Below are 12094 nucleotides of genomic sequence, written 5' to 3' on the forward strand. Positions count from 1 at the left end.
ATAGGGGGCGGCCGTGAGACGGCGCACACTTCTGGCAGCGGGCGGCGGGCTCGCGGCGACCACGGCGGCCTGGGGCACGGCCTACGGCGCGGGGACGGGCCACGCGGCCACGAAGGCGGGCGGCGCTCGCGCTGCCACCGGAGCCGCGGCCTCGAAGACCTCCTGGGACGCGCTCCGCAAGGGCCTGGACGGGCAGCTGATACGGCCGGGCGACGCCGCGTACGCCACCGCGCGCCGCCTCTACAACACCCGGTACGACGCGCTGAAGCCGTCGGCCGTGGCGTATGTGAAGCACGCCGGGGACATAGCGGAGTGCCTGGCCTTCGCCCGCCGCCACGGCACGCCGATAGCCATCCGCAACGGCGGCCACTCCTACGCGGGCTGGTCCAGCGGCGACCACCGTCTGATCGTCGATGTCTCCGCGCTCTCCAAGGTCTCCGCGCCGTCCGGCGGCACCACCCGCATCGGCGCCGGCGCCAAGCTGATCGACGTGTACGAGAGCCTGGGCAAGCACGGCGTGACGGTCCCCGGCGGCTCCTGCCCGACCGTCGGCATCTCCGGCCTGACCCTCGGCGGCGGCCATGGCGTCGTCTCCCGCGCGTACGGCCTGACCTGCGACAGCCTCGTCGGCGCGACGCTCGTCACGGCCGACGGCAAGACCCTGCGCTGCGACGCGAAGGAGCACGCCGACCTCTTCTGGGCGCTGCGCGGCGCGGGCAACGGCAACTTCGGCGTGGTCACCGAGCTGCGTTTCCGTACGCACAAGGCGCCCAAGGCCGTCATGGCGTACATGACGTGGCCGTGGTCCAAGGCGGCCGCCGTGCTGCGCTCCTGGCAGGAGTGGGGGCCGGTGCAGGCCGACGAGATCTGGTCCAGCTGCCATCTGGACGCGCGCCCCGGCCGCACCCCCACCGTCTCGGTCGCCGCCTTCTCCCTCGGGTCGTACCGCGACCTCCAGAACGCCGTCGACAGGCTCGCCGACCGCGCGGGCGGCCCCGGCCCGGCCTCCTCCGTCTCGCTGACGCCCAAGCCGTATCTGGACGCCATGGAGGCGTACGCGGGCTGCTCGACGAAGACCACCGCCCAGTGCCACCAGCCGGGCAAGGTCCCCGGGCGCACCACCTCCGGGCAGCTGGGCCGGGAGACCTACGGGGCCCGCTCGGACTTCTTCGACCGCTCACTGAGCGCGGCGGGCATCCGTACGGTCATCGACCAGATCGAGCGCGCGGGCCGCAACGGCGTCAACGGCAACGTCGCCTTCACCGCCCTGGGTGGCGCGATCAACCGCGTACGGCCGACCGCCACGGCCTTTGTGCACCGCCGCTCGCGCTTCCTCGCGCAGTACCTCGCCTCCTGGGCGCCGGGCGGCACGGGCAAGGCCCAGAACGCCTGGCTGGCCGGGATGCACACCTCGATGCGCCGGTACGCCTCCGGTGCCGCCTATCAGAACTACGCCGACCCGGCCCTGAAGGACTGGAAGCAGGCGTACTACGGGGCGGCCGCCGACCGCCTCTCGAAGGTGAAGCAGGCGTACGACCCGCAGCACCTGTTCCGGACGTTCCCGCAGGCTCTGTAGGCGGCTGGTCTGCAGACCCTGTAGGCGGTCGGCTTTCTACGTACAGGTCGGCCCCGCCCGGAGTCCAGGCGGGGCCGACGTGTGCGTCCCTCTGCTCACCTCTGCTCAGGCGGCGAGGTCCTTGTCCCGGTCCTTGCGGCCGGCCGGTACGCCCTCCGTACGGCGCGGCGCGCCGGCCGGGCCGGGCGGCTCCGGAAACCCGTCGGGGCCCCCGGCCCCGACGGCACCGGCCGCCCCCGCGGGCCCGAACGCGTCCGTCACAGCCGCGCCGTCCCCCTCGCCCGCTCCGCCCGCATGCGCCGTGCCCGCGCGGGGCACCTGGACCAGCGCCCCGATGCGGGAGGCCGCGATCGCCTTCATGAGCGGCACGAGCAGCGCCTGGGCGAGCGGCGCGAACAGCAGCGCGACCGCCGTGCCCAGCGCGAACCCGCCGATCACGTCCGTCGGGTAGTGCACACCCATGTAGACCCGGCACAGGCCCTCCAGGAGCGCCAGGCCGATGCCGATGAGCCCGTACTTGCGGTGCGCGATGAAGATGCCGACGCCGATGGCCATGGTCAGCGTGGCGTGGTCGCTCACGAACGAGAAGTCGTTCTTGCCCTGCACCAGGACCTCCAGGCCCTGGTGGTCCCGGAACGGGCGTGGCCGCGCCACGAACTCCCGGATCGGGATGTTGGCCAGCAGCGCGATGCCGGCGGCCAGCGGCGCCCACACCAGGCCCGCCACGGCGGCGGGCGCGTCGGCCTTCTTCCGTGCGCCCCACCAGCCGATGAGGCACAGGATCGCCAGCCCGGCGATGATGCCGTACTCGCCGACGTACTCCATCACCTGGTCGAACCAGTGCGGAGCGTCCTTGGCGAGGCCGTTGACCTCGAAGAGCAGGCCAACGTCGGGGTTCGACCCGTCCAGTGCGAGTCCAGCCATGTGCCGGGGCCCCTAACCTTTCGCGCGCATAAGCGCCGTCCGAGTGCTGCCAACCCCCGTGGTCGTCGAGCAATTGCGGTGTGCGCCGCGGCTTCCGTCAGCCGTGCTCCGGCAGCGCCGCTCACACCCACTCCAAGGAAACGTCATGCACCCGCGCGACGTTCCACATTCCACCGGATGATCACCAGGACGTTATCGAAGCTTGACTCATCTCCGCAGCTCAGGCCCCATGTTCACGCAGCGTTCCGACGCGGGAGCGCTTTTGCGCCATCTTCTGTGACGCGAGTGGCACCGATGTAGTCAGGGGTGTCGATCTTGTCGAACCGGATCACGGCCCCCGTGTACGGGGCGTTGATCATGTAGCCGCCGCCCACGTAGATCCCGACATGGTGGATCGACCGCGGGTCCTTCAGGTCGTGCGCGAAGAACACCAGGTCCCCGGGGAGCAGCTCGTCCCGCTTCGGATGCGGCCCGGCGTTCCACTGGTCGTTGGCGACACGGGGCAGCTCGACCCCGACCGACTTGAAAGCGGCCTTGGTCAGTCCGGAACAGTCGAACCGGCCACCCTGCTCGGGCGTCCCGTTCCCGCCCCACAGGTAGGGCGTCCCGAGCTTCTTCTGTGCGTAGTAAATGGCCCCGGCCGCCTGCTGCGAGGGCTGCACCCGCTGCGTGGGGGCTTCGAAACTCTTCGCGAGGGTGGTGATGACCTTGACGTAATTCTGCGTCTCCCGGTACGGCGGCACGCCGTCGTACTGGATGACGCGGTAGGCGCCCGCGTTGTACGCCGCGAGCATGTTGTGCGTGGCGTCCCCCGGGACGTTCTTCACGTACTTGGCCAGTTCGCAGTCGTACGAGGCCGCCGACGCGATCGCGTCCACCGGGTCCCACACGTCCTTGTCGCCGTCGTTGTCCCCGTCGACGCCGTGCGTGGCCCAGGTGCCGGGGATGAACTGCGCGAGTCCCTGCGCCGCGGCCGGGCTCTGCGCCTTGGGGTTCCAGCCGCTCTCCTGGTACAGCTGCGCGGCCAGCAGCGCCGGGTTGATCGCGGGGCACAGCGTGCCCCACTTCTGCACATGCGGCTGGTACGCCGCCGGCACCGCGCCCTTCGCCAGCCCGACGACCCGTCCCGCGGCCCCGCCGAGCCCGGCCGCCGCGTACGTACCGATGATCAGCAGCGCGAGAAAACAGGCCCCGAGGCCCGCGCCGATCCCCGCTCCCATCCAGACCTTGCGCACCGCACCCCTCACCCCCACGTCGACCCCCGTCAGGCTACCGACGAACCGTGTCCGTGTCCGCCCCGCCTCAAACCGGCGTTCTCCGCACACAGTTCCTTCGGCCACGGCCGCGCCGCCCGCGACCGCCCTCGACTCGCCCGGCCGCCAATCGACCGCCGCCCGGCCGTCGATTGCTCAGCGTGACCCGGCATGGTACACACGGTGAAAAAGTGGGGCCCTACGGACGACGTGCGCACCCCTGCTCCCGCCGCCCACACGGGATCCGCCAAAGTTTGACGCCAAGTCGACATCGCCACGGGCAAATGTCAGCGAAGATAGAGGCTGGCCGTGCCATGTGGTGCGGGACACAACAACCCATTAGGGGCGGTGAGTTCACTTATGTTCATTGCGGCCGAAAAGGGCGACATCACCACCATTATCGGCGGAATCGCCCCGGACTGGGGCCCGTTCGGGAGTCTCGGCAACGAGGCGCGCGTCATGGTCGAGGTGGTGATGGCGGTGGCCATCCTCCTCTGCCTCGGCATCGCGATCTGGGGTGCGGCGAAGCAGCGCATCGGCGCCACGGCTCTCCGCGACACCTTCAGCGCCGAGCAGGGCAAGGGCCTGATCGTCGCCGGTCTGACCGGCGTCTTCATCATCGGGTCCCTGGGCACCCTCTTCACCATCGTCTACGGGATGGCGGTCTAGCCGGCCGAAACATCACCCCGCCGGGCCGCGCGGCTGCCGCGGAACACCCGCCGCCGCGCCCCGATTCCGTACAACTGTCGTACGCCCGCCCGTACGCCCCGCCCATCCGTCCACGCGCCCACCACGCGCTCTCCCGCGCCGCGCCCCGGCTCACGTCCCATGGTCGTCGGCTGTGCGCGGCCGCCCCGCCTGGCCCACATTCCCACCCGAGGCCACATGCTGATGCCCATTCCGTCCACCCACCCACAGCGGATTCCGAACCCGCCGCGTAGTTATCCACAGGCGCTGCGGGCGGGTTCGCCGTTCCGTCACAGTGGGGTGTACTCGTACCAGGACGCCCTGGCCGCCTCGCACGCGGCTACGGTCGTACCCGGGTTGCGGCAAGGCGACGGCGAAAACGGCAGCGATGCCGGTTGAGGGGGCACAGGCACCATGAGTCTCGGAGATGACGGAGCGTACGGCGGCGGGGAGTACGGCGGCCAGGGTCCCGCCGGCCAGACGCGTACCAGACTTCCCGGCAGCGAGGGCGACGTGTACGGCACGGGCCGCCGCCCCCGCGGCGGCATGTCCAGCCGCAACTTGGTGACGATCGTCGGCGTCGTCGTCCTGCTCATCGCAGCCATCGCCTTCGCCAACCGCGGCGGCGGAACCTCCGATCCCGACTCCACCGACACCAACTCCGGGGCACCGGCGGCCCAGCCCACCAGCCCCACGGGCCAACAACCGGTCTCCGGCAAGAACTCGCAGAATCCCGCCATCCCCTCCGGTTTCCCCAAGTCCGAACAGGGAGCCCAGTCGGCGGCGGCGAACTATGCGGTGGCCCTCGCCAGTGACGGCATGTACAAGCCCGACGCGCGCGACGCGATCATCGAGGCGGTCTACGCCCCTTCTGCCGCCGCCGACCGCAAGAAGGCGCTGCGAAGGGTCTACGGCGATCCGGAAGTTCTGGCCGGCGCAGGCCTCGGCAAGGACGGGACCGTGCCGGACGGCATGACATTCGTGTCCCGGGCGAACCCGGTCGGCACAAAGGTCGAGAAGTTCGGGGGGACGTCCGCCACGGTCGCCGTCTGGTACTCCTCCCTGTTCGGCCTCGCCGGTGAAGGATCGGAGAACCCGGTCACGGAGAGCTGGTACACGACCACCATGAAGCTGCAGTGGGCCGGTGGTGACTGGAAGGTCACCGACGTCTCGCAGAAGAAGGGGCCGGCACCGGTCGGCCGAGACCAGGCCGCTGCGACGGCCGAGGAGATGTCCAAGGCCGTCGAAGGGTTCGGAGGGTTCACGTATGCCCGGTAAGTCTCCCCGCACCGGTATGCCCGGCCGCCGCACCCTCTCGCTCGCGGCAGCGTTCACCGGCGTCCAGACGTGGGTCGTCCTCTTCGCCTCGCGTGCCTTCGCCGAGCCATCGCCGAAGCCGAGCGACAACCCCTGTGACCTCCTCACCGACAAGGCCAAGGAGCTCTGCGAGGAGCGCGGTTCGGGAGGGACCGGCGATTCGTCCAGTCCTCCGGCCATCGGCGACAGCAACCCCCTCGACCCCCTCCAGTCCCTGGCCAAGGGCTGTGCCGACGCCGCCGCGTGGATCGTCACCAAGCTGTCCGACGCTGTGAAGGCGACCTCGCAAGTCGACTTCACGAACGCCGCGTTCCTGCGGCAGTACGCCGTCGTCTTCGCCGCCTCCACGATCCTCACGCTCGTGCTCTGGCTGCTCGCCGTCGCCAAGCGCGCCGTCCGCGGCGTCCGCCTCACCGAGGCGATCAGTGAGGCGGTCGGCTTCCTCTGGCTCACCGTCCTCGCCTCCGCCTTCACCCCCCTGATCCTCTACACCGTCGTCTCCGCCACCGACGGCGTCACCGAGATCATCGCGAAGGGGACGGGCGCCCAGACCGACATCTTCTTCGGGGCCTTCTCCGAGGCCCTCAAGAAGGGGACGGACATCGGCGGCGGCCCGATCATGCTGATCGTCGTCGCCCTCGTCTCCGTGCTCGCCGCCGGCATCCTCTGGCTGGAGCTCGTGATCCGCGCCGCCCTGCTGTACGTCGGCGCCCTGCTCGGCACCGTCGTCTACGCCGGCCTCGTCGACAAGAACATGTGGGGCCACGTCCGCCGCTGGGCCGGCATCATGATCGCCGTGATCATGGTGAAGCCGGTCATCGTGATCGTGCTGGGCGTCGCCGGCGCCCTCTCCTCCGAGCGGGGCCCGGACTCCTTCTCCGCCATCGTCTCCGGCCTCGCCATCATCCTGCTCGCCATCTTCGCGAGCGCGATGATCTACCGCTTCGTCCCCGGCTTCGGCGACGAGATCATGGCCGCGCGTACGAACAAGAAGGCCGCGACGGACGGCAGTCAGGCCGCCGCGCTCATCTCCTCCCCCGCCGCCCTCGTCTCCCAGGGCATCAAGACCCACAGCTCACGCAACGGCGGCGGCAACACCGGCGAGAACGGCAGCGGCGGCCAGTCCCGCCCGGCCGACGCCGTGGCCGGCGGCGTCGCCGCGCACAGCTCCCGCAGCGGGTCCGGCGGCTCCGGTTCGGCCGCCCCACCCGCACCCCGTACGAGCCCGGGCCGCCCCGGCGCAGCCTCGGGCGGTTCCGCCCGCACCGGCAACACAGCAGGAGGTGATGGGCGTTGAGCACCCAGTCCCACCCGGTCACGCCCCGACGCACGTATCTGATCGGCCGCGCCCGCCCCAACGCCGTCATCGGCAAGAACCGCGAGACCGGCGAGATCGCCCTGATCATCGCCGGCGCGTTCCTCGGCATGATGTGCGGCCTCCTCGTGCCCGTACTGCCGCTGCGCATCGTGACGCTCGCCGGCTTCCCGCTGATCGCGCTGGCCGCGGTGTACGTCCCGTACCGCGGCCGGACGTTCTACAAGTGGTTCGAGATCAACCGCAGTTACAAGCGCACGCTGCGCAAGGGCACGACGTACCGCTCCGGCGCGCCCGAAGCCGGCGTCAGCCTGGACGGCCGCGAGGTGGAGATCGGCCCGCCGCCCGGCATCGGCCGCATCAACTGGCTCTCCGCGCCCTTCGGCCCGGACGAGATCGCGGTACTGCTGCACGCCGACCGCCGCACGGTCACCGCGGCGATAGAGATCGAGGGCCCGGGCGTCGGCCTGCGCGACAGCGAGGACCAGGAGGCCCTGGTCGACCGCTTCGGCACGCTGCTCAAGCACGTCGCGAACGGCGACGGCTTCGTGACCCGCCTGCAGATGCTCGCCCGCACCCTCCCCGCCGACCCGGACGCGCACGCCAAGGACGTCGCCCAGCGCGGCGACCGGAATTCCCCGGCCTGGCTGCAGGACTCGTACGACCAGCTGCAGTCGATGGTCTCCACCTCCTCCGAGCAGCACCGCGCGTACCTCGTCGCCTGCATGCACTACACCCGTGAGCTGGCCGCCGAGGCGGAGACCATGGCCCGCGCGGCGCGCGCGCACAACGGCGGGCTGCTGCGGAAGCGCCTGGACAAGGACGCGGGCCTCGCCGTCGTCATGGCCCGCGAGCTGACCGACATCTGCGCCCGCCTCGCCGAGGCCGACATCCGCGTACGCCAGCCCCTCGGCCAGGCGCGCCTCGCCTCCCTCGTGCACTCCATGTACGACCCGGACCACCCCATCGACCACATCCAGGCGATGAGCAAGCGCAACGCCTGGCCGGCCGAGCTGGACGCGATGGAGCCCACGTACCTCCAGGCCAAGACGCGCGAGTCGACGACCCGCGCGCCCTGGTGCCACGCCACCGCGTGGGTCAAGGAGTGGCCGCTGACCCCGGTCGGCGTCAACTTCCTCGCACCGTTGCTCGTGCACACCCCTGATGTGATCCGTACGGTCGCGGTCTGCATGGACCTGGAGCCGACCGAGGTCGCGATCGAACGCATGCTGACCGAGAAGACGAACGACGACGCGGAGGCCAGCCGCGCGGCCAAGATGAACCGCGTGGTGGACCCGCGCGACGTGGCCCACCACGGCCGCGTCGACCAGCGCGGCGAGGACCTGGCGTCCGGTGCGGCCGGGGTGAACCTCGTCGGTTACCTCACCGTCTCGTCCCGCTCCCCCGAGGCGCTGGCCCGCGACAAGCGGACCATCCGCGCCTCGGCCGGCAAGTCCTACCTCAAGCTGGAGTGGTGCGACCGCGAGCACCACAGGGCCTTCGTCAACACGCTTCCGTTCGCGACCGGGATCCGCCGCTAAGCCGCTGGGAGGCGCGTACGTCATGGCCATGCTCGATCCGCTCGCCGCGCTCACCGAGGCGTTCACCAGCTTCCTGTTCGGGAAGGTGGAGACGACCAGGCTGCCCGTACGGACCTCCACCGGGCAGGCCCAGGCCGTCTATCTGCCCACCGCGGCGCCAGGCCTCGGCGACTCCGGCGTCATCATCGGCCGCGAGGTGTACAGCGGCAAGGGGTACATCTACGACCCCTTCCAGCTGTACGGCCAGCAGCTGCCGGCCCCGCACTGGCTCGTCCTCGGCGAGTCCGGGAACGGCAAGTCCGCGCTGGAGAAGACGTACGTACTGCGTCAGCTCCGCTTCCGCGACCGCCAGGTCGTCGTCCTCGACGCGCAGGGCGAGGACGGCGTCGGCGAGTGGAACCTCATCGCCGAACAGCTCGGCATAACCCCGATCCGGCTGGACCCCACGGCGGCCCTGAACGGCGGCATCCGTCTGAATCCGCTGGACCCGTCGATCACCACAACCGGCCAGCTGGCGCTGCTCCGCACGATCATCGAGGTGGCCATGGGCCACGGCCTCGACGAGCGCGCCGGCTTCGCGCTCAAGGTCGCGCACGCCTACGTCAACGAGACCATCACCGACCGCCAGCCGGTCCTCACGGACATCGTCGAGCAGCTCCGCCATCCGAAGCCGGAGTCGGCCGAGGCGATGAACGTCGACCTGGACGACGTACGGGCCTGGGGCCTGGACGTGGCCCTCGTACTGGACCGGCTCGTCGACGGTGACCTCCGCGGCATGTTCGACGGCCCGACGACCGCGGGCATCGACCTCGACGCGCCGCTGATCGTCTTCGACCTCTCGCACATCGACCGCAACTCGATCGCGATGCCGATCCTGATGGCGATCGTCGGCGTGTGGCTGGAGCACACCTGGATCCGCCCCGACCGGAAGAAACGGATCTTCCTGGTCGAGGAGGCCTGGCACATCATCAACTCCCCGTTCGTCGCCCAGCTCTTCCAGCGGCTGCTGAAGTTCGGCCGACGCCTGGGCCTCTCCTTCGTCGCCGTCGTCCACCACCTCAGCGACGTCGTGGACGGCGCGGCGGCACGGGAGGCGGCGGCCATCCTCAAGATGGCGTCGACCAGGACGATCTACGCCCAGAAGGCGGACGAGGCACGGGCCACGGGACAGGTGCTGGGCCTGCCACGCTGGGCGGTGGAGATCATCCCCAGCCTCACCCCCGGCATCGCGGTCTGGGACGTCAACGGCAACGTCCAGGTCGTCAAGCACCTGATCACCGAAGCCGAGCGCCCGCTGGTCTACACCGACCGCGCCATGACCGAGTCCTCCGTGGCCGACGCCTCCGGCCAACCCACGGAGGAGGCCCGCGCCCTGGAGCGCGCGGCGGACGCCGAGGCCGAAGCACGCGCCGAAGCGATGGCCCTGGCCCGCCAGCTCAGCAACGAATCGAGCGAAACGGTGGCATAGCGCGGGCTGCGGGCTGCGGCGGCACGAAGAACGACGGTACGAAGACGGGTCGGTGGCCTGCGAGGCGGACCGACCGGCGGTACGAAGGACGGGTCGGTGGCGTGAGCGACGGGTACGACCGATACGACCGGCGAGGGCAGGCGTACGGAGCGGACGGAGCCGGCGGCGGAGCCGGGCCCCGGCGTCGGGAGCGCGGCATCCCCGACTCGTTGCTCGTCGGCGTGCTGGCCTTCCTCCTGGGCCTGACCGTCCTGGTATGGCTCGCCACGGGCGTCTCCGGCCTCTTCGCCCACGGCAGCTGGCCCGACCGGCTGGCGTTCACCCACACCCCCCTGGCCATGCGCGAACTGGTCACCCAGCCGCACGACTTGCCCGCGGCCTGGCCCGCCACGCCCGACGGCCAGCTCTCCGGCTACGGCCTCTTCTGGGGCGTCTTCATCAGCGAACTGATGGTCCTGATCGTCCTCACGGTCTTCGCCCTCGGCACGATCACCCGCTTCCGCGCGGTACGGGCGCAACGGCGCGCAGAGCAGCGCGCGGGCCGGCGCACCCAGGGCGCCGTGCAGGGAGCGGACGCCTCCGCCGCGCCGGGGCAGCCCGCAGGCGCGGTACGGATGGCCAAGGAGCCGACACCGGAGCAGCCGGCAGCTCCGGTCGCCACCCCTGCCCCCGAACCCGCCTCCGCAGCCGTCACCACCCCCGCGGCCTCCCCGGCCCACGCCCCGGAGGCCGCTGCGACCGCCGTGCAAGGCGGTACGACGGGTGCGGAGGCCGCTGCCGCACCCGTTGCCGCACCCGTAGCCGTCCCGGTCCCGGCGCCGCCCGCAGACGCCCGTACAGGCACTCCCGACGAAGGCGCCGCGGCGCTCCCCCGCGTCCACTATCACCACCGCACCGAGCGCCCCGCGGCCCGCGCCGCCGCGCTCGCCGCGATCACCGCCGCCGAGGGGCCGCTCCTCGTGGCGACGACCGACCCGACGCTCTGGGCCGAGAGCAAGGACGCCCGCGCGAAGCTCGGCCCGCTGCACGCGTACGACCCGCTGCACCTCCTCGACACCCCCGCGCGCCTGCGCTGGTCCCCCACCGCCGGCTGCGAGGACATCGCCGTCGCCGGTACCCGCGCGGCCGCCCTCCTCGCCCCCGTCCGCCCGATGAGCACGCTCGATTCGGCCGTCGCGGACGCCGCTGAGACGCTGTTGCGCTGCTGGCTGCACGCGGCCGCCGTGGACGGCAGGCCCTTCCGGCAGATCCACCGCTGGGCCCAGGGCAGCGGCGCCGCCCATGAGCCCGTACGCATACTCCGTACGAACTCCAAGGCCGCGGCCGGCCGCGCCGGCGAGCTGGAGTCCGTACTGACAGCCCACCCCGAACGCCGCGACATGGCCCAGCAATTGGTCGCCCGCGCGCTCGCCGCCCTCTCCTCCGTCCACATCCGGGACGCCTGCAATCCGGGGCGGGCCGATGCGCTCGCGCTTGATTCCTTCGTGACCGAGGGGGGAACGCTTTATGTAGTGGGCGAGTCGATCGAGGACCCGCGTACGACACCGGGTGCGATGCCTTTGCTCACCGCACTCGTCTCGAGCGTGGTCGAGCGCGGCCGCCGCATGGCCGAACGGTCATCTGACGGTCGCCTCGACCCACCACTCACCCTGGTCCTCGACGACATCGCGGCCCTCGCCCCGATCCCCGCACTCCCCGCACTCCTCGAATCGGGCGCCGCCCAGGGCCTCCTGACCCTGGCCACCCTCCGCTCCCCCGAACAGTCCCGCAACCGGTGGCCCCACAGCCCCCTACCGGTCTGAGCCGCTCAGGCCGGGGCCCTGGGCCGGCCATTGCCAGGGGTGCCCTGGCCGGCTATGGCTATGGGCCGTAAACGCAGGAAAGCCCCGCACCATACGGTGCGGGGCTTTCCCACAATGATTGTTCGGCGGCGTCCTACTCTCCCACAGGGTCCCCCCTGCAGTACCATCGGCGCGGAAAGGCTTAGCTTCCGGGTTCGGAATGTAACCGGGC

9 protein-coding genes and 1 rRNA gene are annotated in these 12094 nt (G+C 71.3%); 7 read left to right on the forward strand and 3 right to left on the reverse strand.

Annotated features, from left to right (window positions below; translation table 11 throughout):
• The first annotated feature begins 13 nt into the window (after positions 1-13).
• Positions 14-1576, forward strand: coding sequence for an FAD-binding oxidoreductase (locus AB0I82_RS30900; RefSeq protein ID WP_363260689.1), 1563 nt, complete (start codon positions 14-16; stop codon positions 1574-1576).
• A gap of 105 nt (positions 1577-1681) precedes the next feature.
• Here the strand turns inward: AB0I82_RS30900 and AB0I82_RS30905 are convergent, their stop codons facing one another.
• Together AB0I82_RS30905 and AB0I82_RS30910 are read right to left on the reverse strand one after the other, a co-directional pair.
• Positions 1682-2500 carry a phosphatase PAP2 family protein gene (locus AB0I82_RS30905; RefSeq protein ID WP_363260690.1) on the reverse strand — a complete coding sequence of 273 codons (819 nt, stop codon included), beginning with the start codon at positions 2498-2500 and terminating at the stop codon, positions 1682-1684.
• Positions 2501-2733: 233 nt separating this feature from the next.
• Entirely contained in the window at positions 2734-3735 is a 1002-nt protein-coding gene (locus AB0I82_RS30910) for a bifunctional lytic transglycosylase/C40 family peptidase (RefSeq protein WP_363260691.1), read from the reverse strand.
• 378 nt (positions 3736-4113) lie between these two features.
• Here AB0I82_RS30910 and AB0I82_RS30915 point away from each other — a divergent pair, with 378 nt between their 5' ends.
• The 6 genes from AB0I82_RS30915 (at position 4114) to AB0I82_RS30940 (ending at position 11883) form a co-directional block, all read left to right on the forward strand.
• Entirely contained in the window at positions 4114-4422 is a 309-nt protein-coding gene (locus tag AB0I82_RS30915; RefSeq protein ID WP_031067282.1) for a hypothetical protein, read from the forward strand.
• 432 nt (positions 4423-4854) lie between these two features.
• Entirely contained in the window at positions 4855-5718 is an 864-nt protein-coding gene (locus AB0I82_RS30920) for a hypothetical protein (RefSeq protein ID WP_363260692.1), read from the forward strand.
• The gene (locus AB0I82_RS30925; RefSeq protein WP_363260693.1) at positions 5708-7054 is read left to right on the forward strand and encodes a hypothetical protein; all 1347 of its coding nucleotides are present in this window, start codon (positions 5708-5710) and stop codon (positions 7052-7054) included. The genes AB0I82_RS30920 and AB0I82_RS30925 overlap by 11 nt, the downstream gene beginning before the upstream one ends.
• Complete coding sequence (locus AB0I82_RS30930) at positions 7051-8613, forward strand: SCO6880 family protein (RefSeq protein WP_363260695.1); 1563 nt, start codon at positions 7051-7053, stop codon at positions 8611-8613. Before AB0I82_RS30925 ends, AB0I82_RS30930 begins: the two co-directional genes overlap by 4 nt.
• A gap of 28 nt (positions 8614-8641) precedes the next feature.
• The gene (locus AB0I82_RS30935) at positions 8642-10081 is read left to right on the forward strand and encodes an ATP-binding protein (RefSeq protein WP_363260733.1); all 1440 of its coding nucleotides are present in this window, start codon (positions 8642-8644) and stop codon (positions 10079-10081) included.
• 197 nt (positions 10082-10278) lie between these two features.
• Complete coding sequence (locus AB0I82_RS30940) at positions 10279-11883, forward strand: type IV secretory system conjugative DNA transfer family protein (protein WP_363260734.1); 1605 nt, start codon at positions 10279-10281, stop codon at positions 11881-11883.
• A 120-nt stretch (positions 11884-12003) separates the two neighbouring features.
• Here the strand turns inward: AB0I82_RS30940 and rrf are convergent.
• Positions 12004-12094 (reverse strand): 5S ribosomal RNA (rrf, locus tag AB0I82_RS30945); the annotation flags it as partial.

The organism is Streptomyces sp. NPDC050315 (genome assembly GCF_040655775.1).
Taxonomy (GTDB): Bacteria; Actinomycetota; Actinomycetes; order Streptomycetales; family Streptomycetaceae; genus Streptomyces.

Coding starts and splice junctions, on each gene's coding strand:
- AB0I82_RS30920 (WP_363260692.1), top strand. CDS start 4,855: ATGAGTCTCGGAGATGACGGAGCGTACGGCGGCGGGGAGTACGGCGGC.
- AB0I82_RS30915 (WP_031067282.1), top strand. CDS start 4,114: ATGTTCATTGCGGCCGAAAAGGGCGACATCACCACCATTATCGGCGGA.
- AB0I82_RS30905 (WP_363260690.1), bottom strand. CDS start 2,500: ATGGCTGGACTCGCACTGGACGGGTCGAACCCCGACGTTGGCCTGCTC.
- AB0I82_RS30935 (WP_363260733.1), top strand. CDS start 8,642: ATGCTCGATCCGCTCGCCGCGCTCACCGAGGCGTTCACCAGCTTCCTG.
- AB0I82_RS30925 (WP_363260693.1), top strand. CDS start 5,708: ATGCCCGGTAAGTCTCCCCGCACCGGTATGCCCGGCCGCCGCACCCTC.